Here is a 23,341-nt window from a genome sequence, read left to right on the forward strand (position 1 = left end):
GGCGGATGTCATTCCGCCGGGCTTTTTCGTTGATGAATGTTATCCGCGCTTTTCAGTCAGGAAGTAAAGCAGCGCTGCCGCTGGTAGAGCAAAGCCGACCCAGGACGCAGCACCCCATTCCCCGACGGAATAGGCCCAGCCGCCGACGGCAGAGCCAATCGCACCGCCCATGAAAAATGTCGCCATGTAGACGCCGTTCAGACGGCTGCGGAATTCCGCCCCGAGCGTGAAGATGGCGCGCTGACCGAGCACCAGATTGGTGGTGACGCCGAAATCGAGAACGATGGCGGAGACCACGAGAATGCCAAGTGCCAGATGCGATCCTTCCGGCGCAAGATGCGTGACGGCGAATGACAGCGCCGCTGCCACCATCGCGGCAAAAGTAGCGGCATAGGTCCAGCCCCGGTCAGCCATGCGCCCCGCAATCGGAGCGGCGACGGTGCCTGCTGCACCGGCAAGGGCAAACAGCGCAATCTGGCCCTGGCTGAGATTGAAATGCGGCCCGCTCAGATAAAGCGGCGTCGTTGTCCAAAACAGGCTGAAGGCAGCAAACAGGAAGGCGTGATAGATCGCCCGCCGCCGCAGGATAGGCGTATGGGCGGCAAGCCTGCCCATGGAGGCCATCAACGCCCCATAACCCAGCCTTGCCTCAGGCACACGAACGGGCAAAAGGCGATAGAGCACAACGGCGAGAATTGCCATGACGCCAGCCGACGTCAGGAACACACCGCGCCAGGAGACCACTTCCGACAGGAGGCTGGAGACCGGGCGCGCCAGCATGATACCCGCCATCAATCCGCTCATGACATTGCCGACTACCCGCCCTCGAACAGCGTGCGGCGCCATGTGCGCCGCATAGGGAACGATAACCTGCACCGCGACCGAACTGATACCGACCAGAAAGGCCGCAATCAGAAAAGGTGCCGCATGCGGGGCAAAAGCCGCCGCTAGGAGCGCAAGCACCGCCATCGAAACGGTGCTGACGACCAGCCTGCGATTCTCGACCAGATCGCCAAGCGGCACGACGAACAGCAGGCCGACGCCGTAGCCGATCTGCGTCAGGGTCACGATCAGACCGGTTGCGCCGGCAGACAGGCCAAGCTCCGCCCCGATGATGCCGGCAAGGGGCTGGCCATAATAAAGATTAGCCGCAATCAGTCCGCAGGCGGTAGCCAGTAGAAAAGTCAGGGCCGGGGAAATGGATGTTTCGTAAACATCCTCCCCTTCAACTACACGCGTCGTCATCATTTTCTCCAATATGGAAACGAATGTTTCCTAAATAGCCACAAAATTATTCGGCAAGTTTCAGGGCGATATCCACCACGGCCGTCATCTCTTCCAGACTGCGCCCGGTCTTTCCCACCACCCGCATCCCGTACATCATGCACAACATCGCTCTGGCGAGATCATCGGGATCAGTCTTCGACTGCACGGAACCATCCCTCTGCCCCTCAGCCACCAGCCGGGCAACGATCCGCTCCCTCGCCTTCACCGCCCGCTCGACCACGACAGCGATATCGTCGTCCAGTGCGGCGAGATCGGCGGCGGCGCCAACCACGAGGCATCCATCCGAACCGGTGGCACCGTGCGACCGTTCCGCATAAAACATCAGGCCGGATCGCAAACGCTCGTAACCGGTATCGTAACCGGCAACGGCGGCTTCAAACCGCTCCGTCTGCAAGATCCTGTAGCGCTCCATCGTCGCGATGAAGATGGATTTCTTGTCCTTGAAAGCCTTGTAGAGACTGCCCTGCGCCAGTTCCATCGCATCGGTAAGATCACCGACAGAGGTGGCGTGATACCCGCGCCTAGAAAAAACACGGATTGCTCCATCAAGCGCGCGGTCGATATCGAACTCGCGCGGCCTGCCGCGATGGCGTTGTTCCGGGGAATTGGTGTGGCTGGTATCGGTCATGATCGCAATATAGGAAATGATCATTTCCAAATCAAGCAAAAATAATGCCCGCACCTCCAGCAGTCCGGGCATTGGCAGTGTTTTCAAGCCGCCTTGCGGGTGAAAAAGCGCGCGGGTTGCGTACCGAACCGCGATAGGCGTTTCGGCAAAAGGCCTAGCACCTCGCTCGCGAATGCTTTCGCATTCTCCACCGCCTTGTCGATATTGCTGACCTTGTCCTTGTCGAGACAGAGAAGCGTCCCGCCATAATCGAAGATATCGCGATAAGCCGCTCTTTCGACAATCGGCGTATTCAGGACCGAAACGTTCTTCTCGGCCAGCAGCATTTTGACGAGCAGCAGCGAGCGCGTCGCCACCATGGCGTTGACCCGCGTCAGCACGATGGAATGGGCGATCGCCTTGCCCATCTTGCGGTTCAGGAACTCGATATGGTCAAGAACCTCGGCAGCCCCACGCGCATCCATGGCGCAGCCCTGCACCGGTATCAGCACATGGTCGGAAATACCAAGCGCCATGGTCAGAAGCGGGTTTTTCGCTCCCGGCAGATCGATGATGAAACAGTCGGTATTGGCATTGTTTTCGCGGATATGCCCCTCGAGGGACGCCATCGTGACATGCGAAATTACCGAGAGATTTTCGATCTCGCCTGATAATTCGTGCCAGCGGGAAATCCACAATTGCGGATCGGCATCCAGAACCGTTACGCGGTGGCCGCTGCGGGCAAGTTCGGTTGCCAGAAGCAATACGGCAGTTGTTTTTCCCGCGCCGCCCTTGGTGTTGGCAAAAGTAATGACAGGCATGATATCCCCTGATGATCAGAGCTGTTTCATGCTCATTCACGCACCGAACCAATCATGGTGCTTTCCATAACCTTAACGAATATGGTTAAGAAAAGACTAAGATCGTTTGTGTGGACAACAAAAAGCCCGCGATAAATCGCGGGCTTTTGCCATCTGATTGATCACGCCAGCTTTCGGCAGGAACCCACATCGTCCGCACGCAGGCGGCCGGCTTTTAGATCCTCGTACTTCGGCAAGTTCAGGGAACTGCCCAGCCTTTTCTCAACAGTTGCACGATCAAGCGTAATCATGCGTCCGGCGCTGGTGAAGGACACCATGCCGTTCTTTCCAGAATACGCCATAGTCGCGCGCATTTCACAGAAATAGCGGTCTGAACCCCTGGACAAATTCCATCCCCGGATTCCCGCCTTAGTGCTCGACAGAGCTCCGACTTTGTAATCCTGACCGGAAAGTTCCTTGAAAGAAGCGGCCTGCGCCGCAAGGGGCAGGCTTAGAAACGCCACTGCGAGCAATGGCGAAAAAACTGAAAATCTCATGGCTGCCATAACTACCCTTTAAAAGCAGTCCTCAAACAATTTCCTGGTATTCTCCAGCGTCATCGGCACCGGATTGCCGCCGCAGCTCGGATCCTTGATCGCTTCTGCCGCCAGTTCGTCAATGCGGTCAGGCTTAATGCCCATGGCGGTCAGGTTATCAGGCACGCCGAGTTCCTTGCGAAGCTCCAGCACATAATCATAGAAACCATCGAAACCGCCCGAAATGCCGAGATATGCGGCAGCGCGGGCAATCTTGTCTTCGATGGCCGGGCGGTTGAAACGCAGGACGGCAGGCATGACCACGGCATTGGTCATGCCGTGATGGGTGTTATAGACAGCGCCGATCGGATGCGAGAGCGAGTGAATGGCGCCGAGACCCTTCTGGAAGGCAACCGCCCCCATCGCAGCCGCCGCCATCATATTGGTGCGCGCTTCGATATCCGTGCCGTCCTTATAGGCGCGTGGCAGGAATTCCTTGACCAGACGCAGGCCTTCAAGCGCAACGCCGGCGCTCATCGGATGGAAGAACGGCGACGAATAGGCTTCGAGGCAATGGGCAAAGGCGTCCATGCCCGTGCCTGCCGTGATGACCTTCGGCATGCCGACCGTCAGTTCCGGATCGCAGATGACGACGCCGGGCAAAAGCTTCGGATGGAAGATGATCTTCTTCACATGGGTCTGCGAATTGGTGATGACGCTGGCGCGGCCAACTTCCGAACCGGTGCCCGCCGTCGTCGGAACCGCGACGATGGGCGCAATCTTCGAGGCGTCCGCCCGCGTCCACCAGTCACCGATATCCTCGAAATCCCAGACCGGGCGCGTCTGCCCGGCCATGAAGGCGATGGTCTTGCCAAGATCGAGGCCGGAACCACCGCCGAAGGCGACGACGCCGTCATGGCCGCCATCGCGATAGGCTTTTACGCCGGCTTCCATGTTGATTTCGTTGGGGTTCGGATCGACGTCGGCGAAGATCGCCCGGCCGAGCCCAGCCTCTTCCAGTACATCGAGCGCATGCGCGGTAATCGCCATATTGGCAAGGCCGCGATCCGTGACGAGAAGCGGCTTCTTGATGCCGAGCGTCTTGCAGGCTTCCGCCAGTTCCTTGATCCGGCCACGGCCAAGCTTGACGGCGGTGGGATAGCTCCAGTTGGCGACGATATTCATTTCGTGACTTTCTTCAGATGGTAGGATTTCGGTCGGGTCAGGTTCTGGAAACCGAGAACGGAAAGCGAGCCGCCACGGCCCGTTTCCTTCACACCTGTCCAGCAGAGCGCGGGATCGAGATAATCCGCACGGTTCATGAACACGGTGCCGGTTTCGATCTCACGGCCGATACGCCCGGCACGCGCTGCATCCTGCGTCCAGAGCGAGGCGGTGAGGCCATATTTACTGTCATTCATCAGGGCGATGGCCTCGTCGTCGTTCTTCACCTTCATGATGCCAAGAGCGGGGCCGAAGGTTTCTTCGGTCATGAACTCCATGGAATGATCGACATTGACGAGCACTTGCGGAGCGACGTAAGCGCTCTCGCCGTCATCGGCAGGGAAAAGCTTGGGATCGACCAAAGCCTTGGCGCCCTTTGAGACGGCATCAGCGATCTGTGCGCGCACCACCTTGGCGAAACGCTTGTTGGCCATCGGCCCCAGTGTCGTTTCCTGTTCCAGCGGATTGCCGAGCTTGTAATTGGACACCCACGCCACGGACTTCTCGACGAATGCGTCATAGAGGTTTTCGTTGACGTAGATACGCTCGATGCCGCAGCAGCATTGCCCGGAGTTATAGGTCGCGCCATCCATCAGCGTATCGACGGCAGCGTCGAGATCGGCATCCTCCATCACATAGCCGGGGTCCTTGCCGCCGAGTTCAAGCCCGAGACCGGTGAAGGTGCCGGCAGCAGCACGCTCAATGGCTCGGCCGCCTTCCACCGAACCGGTGAAGTTGACGAAATTGAACAGGCCCTCGGAAATCAGCGCCGAGGTCGTGCCGTGATCGAGGAAGACATTGATGAAGACATCGTCTGGCACGCCGGCCTCCACGAAAGCCCGCACCATCCGCTCGCCGACGAGAAGCGTTTGCGCCGCATGTTTGATGACGACTGTGTTGCCGGCCATCAGAGCCGGGGCAACGGTATTGATCGCCGTCATGTAGGGATAGTTCCACGGCGCGATGACGAAGACCACGCCATGTGCTTCGCGCTCGATGCGGCGTTCGAAATTACCGCTTTCCTCGATGACGAGTGGCGCCAGCGCATCCGCGGCAATGGAGGCGACATAATTGGAGCGCTCATTGAAGCCCTTGAACTCGCCGCCATAACGAACCGGGCGGCCCATCATATGCGCCAGTTCCGGCACCACCTCGGCCACCATTTCGTTAAGGCGCGCCACACCTTTGAGAACCAGCTGAACGCGGTCCTCAAGCGGACGTCGCGCCCAGTCCTTCTGCGCCTTGCGCGCTTTCGAAACGGCGGCGCGCGCCGCTTCCAGCGACATCGCCTCCCGCTCGGCATAAACCGAGCCGTCGATGGGCGAGATATTCTGGATCATGGTCATGATGTTTTCCCGTAATGATTAGGCTCTCTCGAAACCGCGCGCAACTTCCCAGTCGGTCACGCGGCGGTCGTATTCTTCCTGCTCCCACCTTGCGGCATGCACATAGTGATCGACCACGTCGTCGCCAAAGGCCTCACGCAGCATTTTCGATCCGTCCAGGAAGGCGGTCGCGTCGCGCAATGTCTTGGGTATCTCGCGCACGTCCTTCCCGCCATAGGCGTCACCGACAAAAGCGGGCTCAAGTTCGAGTTTATTTTCAATGCCGTCAATGCCCGCCGCAAGAAGAGCGGCCATGGCGAGATAGGGATTGAGATCCGACCCGCCGACACGACACTCGATACGGATGCCCTTGGTTTCCGCGCCGCAAAGGCGATATCCTGCCGTGCGGTTGTCGAGGCTCCATATCGCCTTGGTCGGCGCAAAGGTGCCAGCCATGAACCGCTTGTAGGAATTGATGTAGGGCGCCAGGAAATAGGTGATGTCGCTGGCATGCGCCAGAAGCCCGGCAACATAATGCCGCATCACATCCGACATGCCGTGTTCGCCGTCCTTGTCGAGGAAAGCCGGCTTGCCATCCAGGCTCCAAAGCGACTGGTGGATATGCGAGGAACTGCCAGCGGCATTGTAGTTCCACTTGGCAAGGAACGTCACCGCCTTACCCTTCGACCAGGCAATCTCCTTGGTGGCGTTTTTGATGATGGCGTGCCGGTCGGCCATGGTCAGCGCCTCGGCATAACGCACATTGATTTCCGCCTGACCGGGAGACGCCTCGCCCTTGGAATTCTCGACCGGAATTCCCGCACCCTGCAGGCCCTTGCGCAGCGCCCGCATGACGTCCTCTTCCTTGGTCGTCTGGAAGATATGATAGTCTTCGTTGTAGCCGCTGGCGAGGTTCAGGTCCCTGTAGCCGCTGACGCGTGCCGCATCGAAGGTCTGGTCGAACAGGAAAAATTCGAGCTCGGTCGCCATATAGGCCTTAAGCCCCATCGCCTCCAGCCGCGCCACCTGCTTTTTCAGCAGCGCGCGCGGCGAATGCGGCACTTCTTCATGGGTGTGGTGATCGAGCACATCGCACAGAACCAGCGCCGTGCCTTCCAGCCACGGCACCTTCCGCAGCGTCGAAAGGTCGGGCTTCAGCGTATAGTCGCCATAGCCCTTTTCCCAGCTTGAGGATTTGTAACCGGGAACGGTTTCCATTTCCATGTCGGTGGCAAGCACATAGTTGCAGCTATGGGTTTCCTCAAAGGCGCTTTCAACGAAAAACTCCGCCTGGAACCGTTTGCCCATCAGACGCCCCTGCATGTCGACAAGGCAGGCCAGAACCGTGTCGATGCGCCCTTCGGCCACATCCATCTTCAGCGCGTCGAATGTATAGCTCGTCATTTTGTCCATCCCTTTTCATGTGGCGAGCAGGCAGCCGGTATGCGGCCGCCCGTCAGTTCGAGCATCAGGCCTTTGCAGCCGCCGCTGCCATGGCAGCCTGCTTGTGCTCCAGCGCGAACTCCTCTTCCGGCGACAGGATGAGGCGATGGCGTCCGACAAAGGCGAAGTAGGCAATGGCAACCGCAAACCATACGGCTACCCACAGCACACCCTTGGTGAAGTTCGGATCCTGGATCTGATAGAGCAGCGTCACGATGGCGATGATGATTGTCAACACCGCGCCCGGAATGCCGAAGGGCGAGCGGAACGGCCGCTCGATATGCGGCAGATTTTTCCTGAGCAGGATGAAGGAAATCGCCTGCAGGATGTAGGAGAACATCGCACCGAACACGGCCATGTTCAAAAGCACGCTGCCGATGATGCTGCCGCCCTGTTCCGCACCCAGCGAGAACCAGATGACGAGCATGACCGCAAGGCCGACGAGCGCGCCGGCAATATTGGCAACGTATGGCGTCCGGTATTTCGAATGAGTGATCGACAGCACGGTCGGGAAGTAACCCGCACGCGACAGCGAATAGATCTGGCGGCCCTGCGCATAGAGGATCGTATGGAAGCTGGCAATCAGGCCGGTCAGCGCCACGAGACCGAGCAGCACCACGCCGCCATCGCCGTAGATCGCCTTGAAGCCATCCAGCAGCGGTTCAAGCGACGAGCTGAGATGAAAGGCGCCGACGCCCGGTAGTGACGGGTTCAGCAGCACGATCATGAAGGCCGAAACCATCAGCGTGATGACGCCGAGAATGATACCCTTGGGCATATCGCGTTTCGGATCAACGGATTCTTCAGCCGCCAGCGGCAGCTGCTCGATGGCGAGGAACAGCCAGACCGCAAAAGGCAGCGTGGCAAGAACGCCCGAAAAACCGAATGGGAAGAAGGAACCGTTGCCTTCCGGCAGCTCCACAGCCTTGCCATCAGGTCCGACACCAATATTCAGCGCGTAACGCGAAAAATCCATGTTCGGAATGGCGCTCACCCAGAAAAACACCAGAACGCCGAGCGAAATCAGCGTGATGACCAGGGTGACCTTGAAAGAAAGCTCAAGTCCGAAGACGTTGAGAGCAAGGAAGATGGCGTAGAAGGCTATCCACACGAAGGGTGAATAGGCCGGATCGAGGCCGAGAATGGAGTTCACATAGGCGGTGATGAAGGTAACGACGACCGCCGGCGTCAGCACATATTCGACATTCTCGCAAAGTCCGGTGACGAAACCGCCCCACGGGCCCATGGCCGTGCGGGCGAAGGAATAGGCGGCACCCGTGTGCGGCAGCGCCGGGCTCATTTCCGCAATCGAGAATGTCAGCCCGAGATACATGATGGCGATGATGATGCCCGCCACCAGCATGCCGCCCCAGCCGCCGGTGGAAAACCCGAAATTCCATCCGGAAAAATGCCCTGATATAACCGCGCCGACGCCAAGCGACCACAGCGACCACACGCCCGCGTATCGGGATAGTCCACGTTTTTCGAAATAGGATGCATCAGCCTTCTTGTAGCTGACGCCTGATGATGAACCGTCCATGCCCTTCTCTCCTTAATAGAAAAAAAAGCCAGCCAGCCGTTATTGGCCGATTGTGCCCCCAGTTTCCGGCATCGCCCGGGAGGTTTCCCGCACTGCGCCGCACGCATCTGCTGTTCCCTTGCCGCTTCATGCCGTTCCGGCTTTTGTCGATTGCGGCAGTCTCATTGACGGTCGGCCGCGGTGTTTTCACCATAAGCCGCCCCATTGCTCCCTCACTCATCGATTGATGAGAGCGCCTTCCCCATAAGCTCGTGAAGAAAATCGGCAATTGCCGATTGGTCTCCTTCATTGGCGATCAGATCGTTGCGGATCTCGATCATGACGTTCAAAAGTCCGTCCGGCAGCGCATGCAGCCGCAATGTATGCGTTACACCGTCTTCCGGACCGTAGGGATCGTTGCGCTTTACCGTGAGCGCAGAACCCTCGGCGCCCACCAGCATCGCATCGGCCAGCCGGCTGTCAGTATCGTGCAGGATGCCGATCTGCACTTCACGGAACTGACCGTGATAGACCGGCGTGAAACTGTGAATGGTCACCACCACCACCTTGCGGCCGCGGTCCTGCCGCTCGGCAATAATCTCACTGACACGGTCGTGAAACGGCACGTAAAGCGCCGAGGTTCGGGCAAACCGTTCCGCATCGCTCAGATCGAGATTGCCGGAAATATTGTAAATCTCGCTTTTGACCGGCATGGCAGAAGGCGATTCCGGCGGCCGGTTGCAATCATAGACCAGGCGCGAAAACCGCTGATGAATGAGCGTGGCATCAAGCTTCTGCGAAAGCAGCCTTGCAACCGCCAAGGCGCCCGGATCCCAGGCCGCATGGCTCGAAAGCACGTCCGGCGAAAGACCGAGCGTACCGAGTTTTTCCGGTATGGTGGCTGAAGCATGTTCGCAGACCAGAACGACGTCGCCCTTTGCTGCGGCGTTCTCGACGCCGACAGCCTGTCCTTCCGCTTCCGTGAAAAACCGTGAACGCACCGTCATGCACGCATCCCGCCCCGAAACCTGCCATCCCGCCGATGACGAAAAGAATTCTTCACATTATCGCGAGTGTCAAATGGAATTTTGAAATTTTCTCTTCATTTTCCCCATTGACTCGATAGCTGGCACAGATGCTTATATTCGCCAATACACCGGCAAAAAGACCGGAAGGGGAAAGATTTGCGCAGTACGACGGCCACCGTGTCGGATGTCATCCATGCCCACTATGACGCGCTGACCCGTTCGGAAAAACGGCTGGCGGAGAGCCTTCTCGGCAACTACCCCGTCTCGGGTCTCGGCAGCATCACCACGATTGCCGAAAATGCGGGTGTTTCGACGCCGACGGTGGCGCGCATGGTGCAGAAGCTCGGATACAAAGGTTACCCGGAGTTTCAGGCCCATCTGCACCAGGAACTGGAAGCGACGATCTCCGGCCCGGTTGCCAAACATGACCGCTGGGCAACCAATGCGCCGGGTCTGCATATTCTCAACCGTTTCGCCGACGCCATAACGGGCAATCTGCGCGACACTTTGAGCGATCTCGACACCGCGGTCTTCGACAATGCCGCAAGGCTGCTCTCGGACCGCAAACGCAGCATCTATTTCGTCGGCGGGCGCATCACCGGCGCGATTGCCGAATATTTTTTCACGCATATGCAGGTGATCCGGCCGAAGACGACGCTGATGTCGTCCAACTCCAGCGCCTGGCCTCAATATATGTTGAATATGAGCGCCGGCGATGTGCTGGTGATCTTCGACATCCGCCGTTATGAGCACGACATGACGACGCTTGCCGAGGTGGCGAAGGCAAACGGCGTACAGATCATTCTTTTCACGGATCAGTGGACATCGCCGGTGGCGCGCCACGCGCTGCACACCTTCCGTGTGAAGATCGAAGCCCCCTCGGCATGGGATTCATCGGTCGTTACATTGTTTGTCGTCGAAGCGCTGATCGAAGCAGTGCAGAGCAGCACCTGGGATGAAACCAAGGAGCGCATGAACGCGCTGGAAGGCCTGTTCGAGCAGACGCGTCTGTTCCGCAGGCCGGACCGGACATGAACATTAGTAGCCGGCACAGTGCTTGACGCGGAAACCGCCGGCTGATTGGATACCCGAAATCGCTACCAGCGCGATAAAGCGGGATAAAAACAAGCTGGGGAACATATCTGTCCAACACGAATGATGATGGGATTACCCCGCGATTGCAGGCACAAAGCCGGGTGATGGCGGAAAATGGGCGTAAAGTGACGGAATCCGGATAAATAAATTGCAATCCAGCCGTCACATTAGCTTCATCCAGAATCCGTATCAGCGTCCGTAATACGAGAACACGAAGAGGAGAAAAAAGTGATCTCTCATTGCCGTCGACTGCTTGCTGCCACCACCGCTCTGGTAATGGCCTCCACCGCGATCGCTGCCGCTGCGCCAAGCGCCGAACTGATCGCTGCCGCCAAGAAGGAAGGCATGCTGACCACCGTCGCGCTGCCGCACGACTGGTGTGGTTACGGCGACGTCATCGCCGCTTTCAAGGCGAAATATCCGGAAATCACCGTCAATGAACTCAACCCCGACGCCGGGTCTGCCGATGAAGTCGAAGCGGTAAAGGCGAACAAGGACAACAAGGGCCCGCAGGCTCCTGACGTTGTCGACGTCGGTCTCGCTTTCGGCCCGCAGATGAAGGCCGAAGGCCTGCTGCAGCCTTACAAGGTCTCCACCTGGGACGAAATCCCTGACAACGTCAAGGATCCGGAAGGTTACTGGTACGGCGACTATTACGGCGTGATGTCCTTCTTCGTGAACAAGGACCTCGTCAAGAACGTGCCGAAGGATTGGGCCGACCTGCAGAAGCCGGAATATTCCGGTCAGGTAGCGCTTGCCGGCGATCCGCGCGCTTCCAACCAGGCTATCCTCGGCGTTCTCGCCGCCGGTCTTGCCAGCGGTGCGAAGTCCGGCAAGGAAGCCGGTGAGGCTGGTCTGAAATATTTCGCCGAGCTCAACAAGGCTGGCAACTTCCTGCCAGTCATCGGCAAGGCCGGCACGCTGGCACAGGGTGCTACCCCGATCATCGTCGCCTGGGACTATAACGCGCTCTCCTGGAAGAAGACGCTGAACGACAACCCGCCCACGGAAGTCGTGGTTCCGGAAAAAGGCGTTCTGGCTGGCGTTTACGTTCAGGGCATTTCCGCTTACGCCCCGCATCCGAACGCTGCCAAGCTCTGGATGGAACACCTCTACTCCGACGACGGTCAGCTCGGTTGGCTGAAGGGTTATTGCCACCCGATCCGCTTCAACGCGATGGTCAAGGCCGGCAAGGTTCCGCAGGAACTGATCGACAGCCTGCCGCCGGCAGCAGCCTATGAAAAGGCAATCTTCCCGACGCTCGAAGACGTCGACGCCAACAAGGCCGCCGTTACCGGCGGCTGGGACAGCGTCGTCGGCGCGAACGTGAAGTAACCTTTGAAAAATACACCCCGGCTTTTCAAAAAGCCGGGGTGCTTCTTTGAAAGCATTTCAGGTAAAACTCCCTTGGTTTTACCCCCGGAAATTGCACAAAACAAAGATCGAAAGTGCGTCTGACGATTCCGTTTTTACCGGACGTGCGATAATAAAGAACTTTATAGACAGACCGTTTGAAAACGGCGTTTGGGGACCAGGCATGCCATCAACCAACACCGGCGGACCATCCGATGCGGGCAGAAAGTTGCCGCTTCATTGGTTAGGCGTCGTACCTTTTGCTGTTTTTGTTCTGCTGTTTCTGATTTTTCCGACGATGAAAATCGTGGTCGGTGCGTTCCAGCGTCCCGATGGCAGCCTGACGCTGGAAAACGTCGCCGGGCTTTTCACCTCGTCCATCCTCGCGGCCTACTGGATTTCGATCAAGATCAGCCTCGCCTCGGCGGCTCTTGGCTGCCTGATTGGTTTTGCCGTCGCCGCCGCCGTGGTCCTGGGTGGTCTGCCGCAGCGCATTCGCGGACCGCTCCTGACCTTTTCGGGCGTCGCATCGCAATTTGCCGGCGTGCCGCTCGCCTTCGCCTTCATCGCCACACTCGGCCCGGTCGGCCTACTCACCGTGTTTTTGAAGACGCAGATCGGCATTGATCTGAGACTCCTCGGCTTCAACATCCTGTCCTTCTGGGGCCTGACCGTCACCTATCTGTTCTTCCAGATTCCGCTGATGATCCTCATCATCACGCCGGCGCTTGACGGATTGAAGCGCGAGTGGCGCGAAGCTGCGGAAATCCTTGGCGCGACCGGCGTACAATATTGGCGCATGGTGGCCTTCCCCATCCTCCTGCCATCGTTGCTTGGCACCATGTCGCTGCTGTTTGCCAATGCCTTCGGTGCGGTGGCCACCGCGATCGCGCTTACCGGCTCGTCGCTCAACATCGTGCCCATCCTGCTTTTCGCGCAGATCCGCGGCGACGTTCTCGGCAATCCGCATCTGGGTTACGCTCTCGCCTTCGGCATGATCGTCGTCACCGGCATCGCCAATGCGCTTTACATCTGGCTGCGCGCCCGTAGCGAAAGGTGGCTCAAATGAAGAAATTCTTCGCCTGGGGCGCGCTGATCTTCGGCCTGCTCTATTTCGCCCTGCCGCTGATCGGCATGACCAACTTCTCGCTGAAAATGCGCCGCGGTGAATATTCCTTCGACGCCTATGGCAAGGTGCTCACCGACCCGCGTTTTCAGGAAACCTTCAGCTATTCTGTGGTGATGGCTCTCTTCACCATCGTTTTCGGTGTACTGCTGGTGGTGCCCACGGCCTATTGGGTCCGCCTAAAACTGCCGGGCCTGCGCCCCTATATCGAATTCATCACGCTCCTGCCGCTGGTCATCCCGGCCATCGTCATCGTGTTCGGTTATATCAGGCTTTACAACACCTCTAGCTGGCTTCCGCTGACCGGCACGACCTTCGGCACCAACCTGCTTTTGATGTTCGGTTATGCCACGCTAGCCTTGCCCTACATGTACCGCGCCGTCGATACTGGTCTGAGGACCATCGACGTCTCGACGCTGACGGAAGCGGCGCAGAGCCTTGGCGCGGGGTGGACGACCATTCTGTCGCGCATCATCCTGCCCAATGTTCTGGTCGCCGTGCTGTCAGGTGCGTTTTTGACCTTCGCCATCGTCATTGGTGAATTCACCATGGCCGCCCTTTTGAACCGCCCGGCCTTTGGCCCCTATATGCAGCTGCTTGGCGCCAACCGCGCCTATGAACCGGCTGCACTTGCCGTGATCTCCTTCGGCATCACCTGGGGTTGCCTTGGGTTGATCCAACTCGTTTCACGCTACCAGAAGGGCGCGCCTCCCAAGGCCTGAGGACAAGATTTTCATGAGCTTTTTGACACTTAGCAATATCAAGAAATCCTTCGGCTCCGTACAGGTCGTCCATGATTTCAACATGGCCATCGAAAAGGGCGAGTTCGTCTCCTTTCTAGGCCCGTCGGGCTGCGGCAAGACCACCGTGCTGCGCATGATCGCCGGTTTCGAAATCCCGACCGGCGGATCGATCGTCATCAACGGCAAGGACCAGACGACGCTCAGGCCCAACCAGCGCAATATCGGCATGGTGTTTCAGGCCTATGCGCTGTTCCCCAACATGAACGTCTACGAAAATGTCGCCTTCGGGCTCAAAGTCGCCGGCAAGCCGAAAGCCGAGATCGATGCACGCGTGAAGGAAATGCTTCAGCTCATCCATCTGGAGCATTTGGCGGATCGTTACCCCTACCAGATGTCAGGCGGCCAGCAGCAGCGCGTGGCGCTTGCCCGCGCATTGGCCCCGAAGCCGGAAGTGCTTCTGCTGGACGAGCCGCTTTCCGCGCTCGATGCCAAGATCCGCGTATCGCTGCGCGAAGAAATCCGCCAGATCCAGAGAAAGCTCGGCATCACCACGATTTTCGTGACCCACGATCAGGAAGAGGCCCTGTCGATCTCCGACCGTATCGTTGTCATGAATTCCGGCCGCGCCGACCAGATCGGTTCGCCCTTCGATATCTACAACAAGCCCGCGACCCGGTTTGTCGCCTCCTTCGTCGGCACGCTGAACCTGATCGACGCAACCGTCGTCGATTCCTCTACCAGCACGATCCGTGTCGGGGAGCAGAACGTGACGCTCCACAAGCCGGTCGATGTTGCAAACGGTGAAAAAATCACCCTGGCCTTGCGCCCGGAAGCAGGAGCTCTCGGGGCTGACGCAAAGGGAGACGTCGCTATTTCCGGTATCGTCACCTCAAGCCAGTTCCTGGGTTCGGTCATCCGAACCCGTCTTGATCTTGGCGGTTCGACCTTGTCTTTCGACATGTTCAACGATCCCGGCACCGCACCGCCCGCCCTTGGCGAACAAGTAACGCTTAAATTCGCGGCTGGTGATCTTATGGTGATCAAAGATTAAATGGCTTTTCTCCAGCGTCGGAAGCAGATAGAGCAGGTATAATTCAAATCTGCTTACCGACAATATGAGGCCAGGATGCGCGCGCTTTTTTACGAACTGTTCGGCGAGACCCCGATTGTGGCACCCCTGCCTGATCCGGAACCGACCGACGGCGGCGTGGTCATCGAGGTGAAGGCGACGGGCCTCTGCCGCAGCGACTGGCATGGCTGGATGGGCCATGATACGGATATTCGCCTGCCGCATGTCCCCGGCCACGAATTCGCCGGCGTTATCGCTGCGGTCGGAAAGAACGTTACCAGGTTCAAGACGGGCGACCGTGTCACCGTTCCCTTCGTTTCCGGCTGCGGCCGTTGCCATGAATGCCGCTCCGGCAATCAACAGGTGTGTGAGACGCAGTTCCAGCCCGGCTTCACCCATTGGGGTTCTTTCGCCGAATATGTCGCCATCGATTACGCGGACCAGAACCTTGTTCATCTGCCTGATACGATGAGCTACGCCACTGCCGCCGGTCTCGGCTGCCGTTTCGCCACGTCCTTCCGGGCTGTGACGGACCAGGGTCGCCTGAAAGGCGGCGAGTGGCTTGCGGTACATGGCTGCGGCGGCGTCGGCCTCTCCGCCATCATGATTGGCGCAGGCCTCGGCGCTCAGGTCGTCGCCATCGACATTGCGGAAGACAAGCTCGAACTTGCCCGCCAACTCGGCGCAACCGCCACCATCAACAGCCGCTCGGTTGCCGACGTTACGGAGGCGGTGCGCGAAGTGACCGGCGGCGGCGCGCATGTCTCTATCGACGCGCTTGGCCACCCGCAGACCTGCTGCAATTCCATCAGCAACCTGCGCCGGCGCGGGCGCCACGTTCAGGTAGGGCTGATGCTGGCCGATCACGCCATGCCAGCCATCCCCATGGCCCGGGTGATTGCCCACGAGCTGGAGATTTACGGCAGCCACGGCATGCAGGCATGGCGCTACGAAGACATGCTGGCGATGATCGAGAGCGGCAAGCTCGCGCCCGAAAAACTGATCGGCCGCCACATCACCCTTTCCGATGCCATCACCGCCCTTCCCGCCATGGACCGTTTCCAGGAAAGTGGCATCAGCATCATCGACAGGTTCGAATAACAGTCACAGCCGGAACGCCCTGGAAAATGCCGTTTGTCTAGACGGCATCAGGGATTCCTGCGTCCGAATGGCCGTGCTGCCATCCCCGCGCGATTTGGCGCGGTCTCCGGTCTTCTGGTCGGCGGTGCAACCTCATTGAGAGCGGGCGTATAATCCTGGGTAACTGGCGCACGTTGCTGACGTATGGTCGGCGGACGGGGTTCCGGTAATTCGACGACCGCCTCGATATCTTCCCGCTCGAGACGAGCGTTTCTGCTACCCGACCGATAGTACCAGCGAATGCCCCTGCGCAGGAGCACGAACAGGCCCACGAGCAGCACAAACCCACCTATCAGTCTCCCTATAGGCTCAGCCGCCTCCGAAGCCGCCGCACGTTTTTTGCGGTCCTCGACGGTAGGGTCAAATCCAAGCATACTGGAAATGCCCTTAAGGCCCACCTCGTCCAACTTCACGTATTGGTCGCCATTATAAAGAACATAAGCGTCGCCACTACTGCTGTTCAGATAGCCGAGGTCAAAGAACTTCCCTTCCACCACGAAAGTCGTTTGATTGGGCAAGTCGTAGACCCTGTCGATCGTCTCACCGCGACTGAAGCCAGGCACCGCAAAAAACCGAAAACGCTTGGCATCGGCATCCACAGCAGACGCGAACAAAAATATGATGGCGACGTAAACCAGCGCAATCTGATTCATATCTTCCCCGCAATACAAAAATATCGGGATATATTTCCACAATCGCCTTAATATAAAATTTAATCGATGATTATTCATTTAATTACTTTAAAAATACACAGGTGTAATTTTGATACTTATAATATACACCAATATAATATACTCCTCTTCCGCCGCAAACGGACGCACAGAAAAAGAAGCATCGATAAAGAGGATTGAAAATGCTGTTTCTCGACAGCGTGACCATGAAGGAAACTCCGGACCGAAGGGACGAATACCCCTTTACCGTTCCGGCGCTGCGCCAGCTGGAACGCCTCGAATTCAAGACGCCGATCACCTTTTTCGCGGGCAATAACGGCTCCGGCAAATCCACGCTGCTGGAAGGGCTGGCGGCCGGAATGACAGCCTACGCCATCGGCAATCATGGACAGGTTGCCGGCGACCTCTATCTTCAGCATGCGGAAACCGTGGCGAAGGCATTCTATTTCGCCCGCAAGAAATACCCGAAAATCCGCATGTTCATGCGCGCCGAAGACGTGCTTGGCTACATCCGCAAGCAGAATGAAGAGACCCTGGATGACTTTCGCTGGGAGCGGGAAAAAGCCCTGAAAAGAGGCGAAGATTTTCCCGAGGAAACACCGGACACTTTCAGGCATATCGTCAGAAGCAACGTCATAGACCGGCGTTCGCATGGCGAGGGATTTCTCGATATCATGCAGCAGCGCCTGCACGGCGCCGGCCTTTATTTTCTTGATGAACCGGAAAGCCCTCTTTCACCGCAAAAGCAGCTGGAGCTTGCAGCCCTCGTCCGTCACACGGCAGATAGTGGCGGGCAGTTGATCATCGCAACCCATTCGCCAGTACTCTTGGCCATTCCCGAAGCGACGATTTATTACTTCGACGAGAGCGGCATCACCGAGCGTCATTATGATGAGCTGGAAAACATCAGTTTCCTGCGGCGCTTTCTTGATCGTCCATCAAAATTCATGAGCGACTAGGAGCTGATAAGGCTTGAAATCGCGCATCGCTTGCCGCATGCCCATTAGCAACATGTGAATTAGAAAAAGAAGCAGGCTTATGTCTCCCACCACCACACCGGCAGCTGCCCGGCCCCTGAACAGGCAGGACTACAGAACTCTCGGCCTTTCGGCCCTCGGCGGCGCGCTGGAGTTCTACGATTTCATCATTTTCGTGTTTTTCGCCACCGTCATCGGCCATCTGTTCTTCCCACCGGAAATGCCCGATTGGCTGGTGATGATCCAGACCTTCGGCATCTTCGCCGCCGGTTATCTGGTGCGGCCGCTGGGCGGCATCGTTCTCGCGCATTATGGCGATCGTTATGGCCGCAAACGCGTCTTCGCCTTCTCCATCCTGCTCATGGCGCTTTCGACGCTCGGCATGGCGCTGATGCCGACCTATGCCGCCATCGGCGTTGCGGCCCCCATCCTGCTCATCGTCCTGCGCATGCTGCAGGGTGCGGCCATTGGCGGCGAAGTGCCGGGTGCCTGGACCTTCGTTGCGGAGCACGTGCCCTTTCGCCGCGTCGGGCTCGCCTGCGGTTTTCTGACGTCCGGCCTCTCGTTCGGCATCATGCTCGGTTCGCTGATTGCCTTTGCCATCAATTCCCTCTTCTCAGCAGAAGATGTGGCGGCCTATGCATGGCGCATTCCCTTCCTGCTCGGCGGCATATTCGGCCTGATTGCCGTCTATCTGCGCCGCTGGCTGGAAGAGACACCGATCTTCATGGAGATGAAAAAGTCGAAGTCGCTGACGGACAAGCTTCCGCTTGGCCTCGTACTGAAGCACCATATGCGCGGCGTGATCATTTCCGCGCTGCTGACCTGGGTTCTGTCCGCAGCCATCGTCGTTACCACGCTGATGACGGCAACCTTCCTGCAGAAGCTCTATGGCTACACACCGACCCAGGCGCTGGCAGGCACCAGCTTCGGCACGCTGTTCCTCATCTTCGGCGTCATCATCGCCGGCGCATTGATCGATCGTGTCGGCTCCGGCATTTTCTTCATGGCCGCCAGCATCTTCTTCGGCATCGCCACCTTTACTTTCTACAGCTATGCCGGCACATCGCTAGAAACCATGTTCGTGCTTTACGGCGTCATGGGCCTGTCGGTTGGCATGGCGGGTGCAGTGCCCTATGTCATGGTGCGCGCCTTCCCGGCCTCGGTCCGCTTCTCGGGCCTCTCCTTCGCCTACAACGTCTCCTATGCCATCTTCGGCGGGCTGACACCGATTGGCGTAACGATGGCGCTAGCCGTCAATCCAATGGCGCATGCGTGGTATCTGGTGTTCATCGCCGCCCTCGCCTTCTGCATCGGCGTTTACCTCTATCTGCGCGGCAGCGAGATCGAAAGCCATGTCGGCATAGAGGAACTGGCGGCCTTAAGGTCGTAAGCCCAACGACGACACAAAAAAGCGCGGGCAGGACCCGCGCTTTTTATTGCAACAACGGTGGCCGAAACGTCAGGCCGCGCTGTCGATCTCCTCGGCACCGTTTACCGGTACGTAGTTGAGCACCGGTCCGAGCCAGCGCTCTACCTCTACCAACGGCATGTCCTTACGACGCGCATAGTCCAGCACCTGATCGCGTTCCACCTTGGCAACACCGAAATAATAGCTCTCGGGATGGCCGATATAGAGGCCGGAGACGGAGGAGCCGGGCCACATGGCATAACTCTCCGTCAGCTCCACGCCCGCCGCGTTGGTGGCGTCGAGCAGGGAGAACAGGGTTTTCTTCTCGGTATGATCAGGCTGGGCCGGATAACCGGGCGCAGGGCGGATACCGGCATAGGCCTCGCCGATCAGCTCATCGCCGGCAAGAGCTTCTTCGGGCGCATAACCCCAGAATTCCTTGCGCACCCGCTCATGCATACGTTCGGCAAAGGCTTCCGCAAAACGGTCGGCCAGCGCCTTGACGAGAATCGACGAATAATCGTCATTGGCCCGCTCGAAGCGTTCAGCAATCGCCACCTCCTCGATACCCGCCGTCACGACGAAGCCGCCGACATAATCGGCAACGCCGCTATCGACAGGCGCGACGAAATCGGAAAGCGCCACATTGGGGCGGCCGTCACGCTTGGAAAGCTGCTGGCGCAGCGTGAAGAAGGTCGCCAGTTCTTCGGAGCGGTTTTCATCCGTGAACAGCCTGATGTCGTCGCCCACCGCATTGGCGGGCCAGAAGCCGATAACAGCCCGCGGCCGGAACCATTTTTCCTCGATGATCTTCTTCAGCATCGCCTGCGCATCGGCATAGAGCTGCCGCGCGGCCTCGCCCTGTTTCTCGTCTTCGAGGATCGCCGGGTAGCGACCCTTCAGCTCCCAGGTCTGGAAGAACGGCGTCCAATCGATGTAACGGGACAGCTCCTCAAGGTCATAGGTCTCGAACACCTTGGTGCCGAAGAATTGCGGCTTCACGACACTATAGGTCGACCAGTCGATCTTGTGCGCATTCTCGCGGGCGCGGGAAAGCGGCAGACGCTGCTTTTCGCGCTCATTGCGGGCGTGCGCCTCCGCCACCTTGGCATATTCAGCCCGGATGCCGTCGATATAGGCTGGCTTCTGCTCGGCGGAGAGAAGTGCGGAGACGACGCCCACCGCGCGCGAGGCGTCGGTGACATAGATCGCCTGGCCCTGTTCGTAACGCGGATGGATTTTCACCGCCGTATGCACGCGGCTCGTCGTTGCGCCGCCGATCAGCAGCGGGATGTTGAAACCCTGCCGCTCCATTTCCGCCGCCACATGCACCATTTCATCAAGCGATGGCGTGATGAGACCGGAAAGACCGATCACATCGACCTTTTCGGCAATCGCCGTTTCAAGGATTTTCGTCGTCGGCACCATCACGCCGAGATCGATGATCTCGTAATTGTTGCAGGCAAGAACGACGCCGACAATGTTCTTGCCGATATCGTGCACATCACCCTTCACGGTCGCCATCAGCACCTTGCCGGCGGCCTTGTTCTGCTCACCGCCATTCAGGCGCTTTTCCTCTTCCATGTAAGGAAGCAGAACGGCTACGGCCTGCTTCATCACGCGGGCGGATTTAACCACCTGCGGCAAAAACATCTTGCCAGAGCCGAACAGGTCACCGACCACGTTCATGCCCGCCATCAGCGGCCCTTCGATAACGTGCAGCGGGCGGGCGGCCTGCTGGCGCGCCTCTTCCGTATCGGCTTCGATGAATTCGGTAATGCCGTTGACCAGCGCGTGTTGCAGCCGCTTTTCGACGGAAAGCTCGCGCCAGGAAAGATCCTGCACCTTCGCCTGCTTTTCACCCGTGCCGCGGAAACGCTCCGCCACGTCAAGCAGCCGCTCCGTCGCGTCGTCGCGGCGGTTCAGCACCACATCTTCGCAGGCCTCGCGCAGTTCCGCATCGATGTTGTCGTAAACCGCAAGCTGCCCGGCATTGACGATGCCCATATCCATGCCGACCTGGATGGCGTGGTAGAGGAACACGGCATGCATCGCCTCACGCACCGGCTCATTGCCGCGGAAGGAGAAGGACAGGTTGGAAACGCCACCGGAAATATGCGTCAGCGGCATGGTTTCGCGGATGGTCTTTGTGGCTTCAATGAAGTCCACGCCGTAATTATTGTGCTCCTCGATACCCGTGGCCACCGCAAACACGTTTGGATCGAAGATGATGTCTTCCGGCGACAGGCCCGCCTTTTCGGTCAAAAGCTTGTAGGCGCGCGTGCAGATCTCCACCTTGCGCTGATAGGTATCCGCCTGCCCGACCTCGTCAAATGCCATGACCACGACCGCAGCACCGTAATTGTGGACGAGCCGCGCCTGCTGGAGAAACTTCTCCTCGCCTTCCTTCAGCGAAATAGAATTGACGATCGATTTGCCCTGCACGCATTTCAGACCGGCTTCGATGATTTCGAACTTGGATGAGTCGATCATCACAGGTACGCGGGCAATATCAGGCTCGGCGGCAATGAGGTTCAGGAACTCCACCATCGCCTTTTGCGAGTCGATCAGGCCTTCATCCATGTTGATGTCGATGATCTGCGCACCGTTTTCCACCTGATCGCGGGCGACAGCCAGCGCCGCCGTGTAATCGCCGGCGGTGATCAGCTTGCGGAAGCGGGCCGAGCCGGTGACGTTGGTACGTTCGCCCACGTTGACGAAGGGAATGTCCTTGGTCAGCACGAAGGGTTCGAGACCCGAAAGCGACATGAAGGGCTTGTGCTCGGGAATGGGGCGCGGCTTGTAATCCTTGACGGCTTCGGCAATCGCCCGGATATGCTCGGGCGTCGAGCCGCAGCAACCGCCGACGATGTTGACAAGACCGTCGCGGGCAAAACCCTGCACCTGGCGCGCCATCATTTCGGGTGTTTCGTCATATTGCCCGAATTCGTTCGGCAGGCCGGCATTGGGATAGGCGCAGACGAAGGTGTCGGCCACATCCGAAAGCTCCTGCAGATGCGGACGCATGGCATCTGCACCAAGAGCGCAGTTGAGGCCGATGGTGAAGGGGTTGGCGTGTCGCACCGAGTTCCAGAAAGCAGACGGCGTCTGGCCGGACAGCGTGCGGCCGGAAAGGTCCGTGATCGTGCCTGATATCATCACCGGCAGACGGATGCCCTTGGCCTCGAAGCGCTCCTCACAGGCGAAGATTGCGGCCTTGGCGTTCAGCGTATCGAAGATCGTCTCGATGAGGATGATATCCGCGCCGCCATCGATCAGACCGTCGATCTGCTCGCCATAGGCGATGCGCAGATCGTCGAAACTGACGGCACGGTAACCAGGATTGTTGACATCAGGCGAAATCGAGGCGGTGCGGTTGGTCGGGCCGATAGCGCCCGCAACGAAACGGCGGCGGCCATCTTCGCGCTCAGCCCGCTGGGCAGCACGGCGGACGATCTGCGCCCCTTCGCGGTTGAGATCGTAGACGGCATTTTCCATCTCGTAGTCCGCCTGCGCGATGCGCGTCGACGAAAACGTGTTGGTTTCGAGAATATCCGCGCCCGCCATCGCATAGCGATAATGGATTTCTTCGATGGCATCCGGCTGGGTCAGGATCAGAAGGTCGTTATTGCCCTGCTGGTGACAGGCGCAGCCGATGAAACGATCACCGCGAAAATGATCTTCATCAAAACCCAGCCCTTGAATCTGCGTGCCCATTGCGCCATCGAGAATGAGGATACGTTCGCTGGCGGCCTGGCGCAGCGCGCGCAAAATTTCCGCGCCGTCGCGCTTTGCCCCTTCAGGGCCGAACAGATCGTCAAACACGGGCGCACTCCTCATTTCGATTTGCAAGATCGCAAGCCGTCAAGTCACATAAAGATATGTTTATGTCAATATATCTTCAAGGTATAGGTATGGCTTTGCGTCGTTGCGGCAGACTACGAAATTTCACTGACAGATGACAGGTTTATGCAGCAAGGATATAAG

The 23,341-nt window shown here is 58.4% G+C and carries 19 protein-coding genes; 8 read left to right on the forward strand and 11 right to left on the reverse strand.

Going from position 1 to position 23,341, the window contains the following annotated elements:
• Positions 1 to 39: 39 nt before the first annotated feature.
• From AC1DCP_RS19135 to AC1DCP_RS19175, 9 genes are all read right to left on the reverse strand, one after another.
• The gene (locus tag AC1DCP_RS19135; protein ID WP_035198628.1) at positions 40 to 1,245 is read right to left on the reverse strand and encodes an MFS transporter; all 1,206 of its coding nucleotides are present in this window, start codon (positions 1,243 to 1,245) and stop codon (positions 40 to 42) included.
• A gap of 46 nt (positions 1,246 to 1,291) precedes the next feature.
• Positions 1,292 to 1,939 carry a TetR/AcrR family transcriptional regulator gene (locus AC1DCP_RS19140; protein ID WP_038492891.1) on the reverse strand — a complete coding sequence of 216 codons (648 nt, stop codon included), beginning with the start codon at positions 1,937 to 1,939 and terminating at the stop codon, positions 1,292 to 1,294.
• A gap of 59 nt (positions 1,940 to 1,998) precedes the next feature.
• A complete protein-coding gene (locus tag AC1DCP_RS19145) occupies positions 1,999 to 2,715 on the reverse strand; it encodes a ParA family protein (protein WP_038491666.1) in 717 nt (238 codons plus the stop codon).
• Between the two features lie 161 nt (positions 2,716 to 2,876).
• Entirely contained in the window at positions 2,877 to 3,260 is a 384-nt protein-coding gene (locus AC1DCP_RS19150) for a hypothetical protein (RefSeq protein WP_065687170.1), read from the reverse strand.
• 9 nt (positions 3,261 to 3,269) lie between these two features.
• Positions 3,270 to 4,415 (reverse strand): iron-containing alcohol dehydrogenase, encoded by a 1,146-nt coding sequence (locus AC1DCP_RS19155; protein ID WP_003513312.1) that lies wholly within the window; start codon positions 4,413 to 4,415, stop codon positions 3,270 to 3,272.
• A complete protein-coding gene (locus AC1DCP_RS19160) occupies positions 4,412 to 5,800 on the reverse strand; it encodes an aldehyde dehydrogenase family protein (RefSeq protein WP_013636539.1) in 1,389 nt (462 codons plus the stop codon). The genes AC1DCP_RS19155 and AC1DCP_RS19160 overlap by 4 nt, the downstream gene beginning before the upstream one ends.
• Positions 5,801 to 5,818: 18 nt before the next feature.
• Complete coding sequence (locus tag AC1DCP_RS19165) at positions 5,819 to 7,183, reverse strand: glutamine synthetase family protein (protein ID WP_065687388.1); 1,365 nt, start codon at positions 7,181 to 7,183, stop codon at positions 5,819 to 5,821.
• Between the two features lie 64 nt (positions 7,184 to 7,247).
• A complete protein-coding gene (locus AC1DCP_RS19170) occupies positions 7,248 to 8,762 on the reverse strand; it encodes an amino acid permease (RefSeq protein ID WP_003513319.1) in 1,515 nt (504 codons plus the stop codon).
• 212 nt (positions 8,763 to 8,974) lie between these two features.
• The gene (locus AC1DCP_RS19175; RefSeq protein WP_065687169.1) at positions 8,975 to 9,748 is read right to left on the reverse strand and encodes an N-formylglutamate amidohydrolase; all 774 of its coding nucleotides are present in this window, start codon (positions 9,746 to 9,748) and stop codon (positions 8,975 to 8,977) included.
• Positions 9,749 to 9,925: 177 nt separating this feature from the next.
• Between AC1DCP_RS19175 and AC1DCP_RS19180 the strand changes: the two genes are divergently transcribed.
• From AC1DCP_RS19180 to AC1DCP_RS19205, 6 genes are all read left to right on the forward strand, one after another.
• Complete coding sequence (locus tag AC1DCP_RS19180) at positions 9,926 to 10,804, forward strand: MurR/RpiR family transcriptional regulator (RefSeq protein ID WP_003513323.1); 879 nt, start codon at positions 9,926 to 9,928, stop codon at positions 10,802 to 10,804.
• Positions 10,805 to 11,092: 288 nt separating this feature from the next.
• Positions 11,093 to 12,199 carry an ABC transporter substrate-binding protein gene (locus AC1DCP_RS19185; RefSeq protein WP_003513325.1) on the forward strand — a complete coding sequence of 369 codons (1,107 nt, stop codon included), beginning with the start codon at positions 11,093 to 11,095 and terminating at the stop codon, positions 12,197 to 12,199.
• Between the two features lie 202 nt (positions 12,200 to 12,401).
• Positions 12,402 to 13,286, forward strand: a complete 885-nt coding sequence (locus AC1DCP_RS19190) for an ABC transporter permease (RefSeq protein WP_003513327.1) — start codon at positions 12,402 to 12,404, stop codon at positions 13,284 to 13,286.
• Complete coding sequence (locus tag AC1DCP_RS19195) at positions 13,283 to 14,065, forward strand: ABC transporter permease (RefSeq protein ID WP_003513330.1); 783 nt, start codon at positions 13,283 to 13,285, stop codon at positions 14,063 to 14,065. Before AC1DCP_RS19190 ends, AC1DCP_RS19195 begins: the two co-directional genes overlap by 4 nt.
• A gap of 13 nt (positions 14,066 to 14,078) precedes the next feature.
• The gene (locus AC1DCP_RS19200; protein WP_003513332.1) at positions 14,079 to 15,137 is read left to right on the forward strand and encodes an ABC transporter ATP-binding protein; all 1,059 of its coding nucleotides are present in this window, start codon (positions 14,079 to 14,081) and stop codon (positions 15,135 to 15,137) included.
• Positions 15,138 to 15,212: 75 nt separating this feature from the next.
• Positions 15,213 to 16,256, forward strand: a complete 1,044-nt coding sequence (locus tag AC1DCP_RS19205; protein WP_065687167.1) for a zinc-dependent alcohol dehydrogenase family protein — start codon at positions 15,213 to 15,215, stop codon at positions 16,254 to 16,256.
• Positions 16,257 to 16,303: 47 nt separating this feature from the next.
• Here the strand turns inward: AC1DCP_RS19205 and AC1DCP_RS19210 are convergent, their stop codons facing one another.
• The gene (locus AC1DCP_RS19210) at positions 16,304 to 16,948 is read right to left on the reverse strand and encodes a hypothetical protein (protein ID WP_065687166.1); all 645 of its coding nucleotides are present in this window, start codon (positions 16,946 to 16,948) and stop codon (positions 16,304 to 16,306) included.
• A gap of 200 nt (positions 16,949 to 17,148) precedes the next feature.
• Between AC1DCP_RS19210 and AC1DCP_RS19215 the strand changes: the two genes are divergently transcribed.
• Together AC1DCP_RS19215 and AC1DCP_RS19220 are read left to right on the forward strand one after the other, a co-directional pair.
• On the forward strand, positions 17,149 to 17,925 hold the full coding sequence (locus AC1DCP_RS19215; RefSeq protein WP_065687165.1) for an AAA family ATPase: 777 nt from the start codon (positions 17,149 to 17,151) through the stop codon (positions 17,923 to 17,925).
• Between the two features lie 79 nt (positions 17,926 to 18,004).
• Positions 18,005 to 19,336, forward strand: coding sequence for an MFS transporter (locus AC1DCP_RS19220; protein WP_065687164.1), 1,332 nt, complete (start codon positions 18,005 to 18,007; stop codon positions 19,334 to 19,336).
• A gap of 69 nt (positions 19,337 to 19,405) precedes the next feature.
• Here AC1DCP_RS19220 and metH read toward each other — a convergent pair whose 3' ends face one another.
• The gene (gene metH, locus AC1DCP_RS19225) at positions 19,406 to 23,179 is read right to left on the reverse strand and encodes a methionine synthase (RefSeq protein WP_019565253.1); all 3,774 of its coding nucleotides are present in this window, start codon (positions 23,177 to 23,179) and stop codon (positions 19,406 to 19,408) included.
• Positions 23,180 to 23,341 lie beyond the last annotated feature (162 nt).

It is taken from the genome of Agrobacterium sp. 10T429 (genome assembly GCF_056393925.1).

Coding starts and splice junctions, on each gene's coding strand:
- AC1DCP_RS19150 (WP_065687170.1), bottom strand. CDS start 3,260: ATGGCAGCCATGAGATTTTCAGTTTTTTCGCCATTGCTCGCAGTGGCG.
- AC1DCP_RS19175 (WP_065687169.1), bottom strand. CDS start 9,748: ATGACGGTGCGTTCACGGTTTTTCACGGAAGCGGAAGGACAGGCTGTC.
- AC1DCP_RS19215 (WP_065687165.1), top strand. CDS start 17,149: ATGCTGTTTCTCGACAGCGTGACCATGAAGGAAACTCCGGACCGAAGG.
- AC1DCP_RS19205 (WP_065687167.1), top strand. CDS start 15,213: ATGCGCGCGCTTTTTTACGAACTGTTCGGCGAGACCCCGATTGTGGCA.
- AC1DCP_RS19200 (WP_003513332.1), top strand. CDS start 14,079: ATGAGCTTTTTGACACTTAGCAATATCAAGAAATCCTTCGGCTCCGTA.
- AC1DCP_RS19135 (WP_035198628.1), bottom strand. CDS start 1,245: ATGACGACGCGTGTAGTTGAAGGGGAGGATGTTTACGAAACATCCATT.
- AC1DCP_RS19160 (WP_013636539.1), bottom strand. CDS start 5,800: ATGACCATGATCCAGAATATCTCGCCCATCGACGGCTCGGTTTATGCC.
- AC1DCP_RS19195 (WP_003513330.1), top strand. CDS start 13,283: ATGAAGAAATTCTTCGCCTGGGGCGCGCTGATCTTCGGCCTGCTCTAT.
- AC1DCP_RS19210 (WP_065687166.1), bottom strand. CDS start 16,948: ATGAATCAGATTGCGCTGGTTTACGTCGCCATCATATTTTTGTTCGCG.
- AC1DCP_RS19155 (WP_003513312.1), bottom strand. CDS start 4,415: ATGAATATCGTCGCCAACTGGAGCTATCCCACCGCCGTCAAGCTTGGC.
- AC1DCP_RS19220 (WP_065687164.1), top strand. CDS start 18,005: ATGTCTCCCACCACCACACCGGCAGCTGCCCGGCCCCTGAACAGGCAG.
- AC1DCP_RS19140 (WP_038492891.1), bottom strand. CDS start 1,939: ATGATCATTTCCTATATTGCGATCATGACCGATACCAGCCACACCAAT.
- AC1DCP_RS19165 (WP_065687388.1), bottom strand. CDS start 7,183: ATGACGAGCTATACATTCGACGCGCTGAAGATGGATGTGGCCGAAGGG.
- AC1DCP_RS19145 (WP_038491666.1), bottom strand. CDS start 2,715: ATGCCTGTCATTACTTTTGCCAACACCAAGGGCGGCGCGGGAAAAACA.
- AC1DCP_RS19170 (WP_003513319.1), bottom strand. CDS start 8,762: ATGGACGGTTCATCATCAGGCGTCAGCTACAAGAAGGCTGATGCATCC.
- AC1DCP_RS19190 (WP_003513327.1), top strand. CDS start 12,402: ATGCCATCAACCAACACCGGCGGACCATCCGATGCGGGCAGAAAGTTG.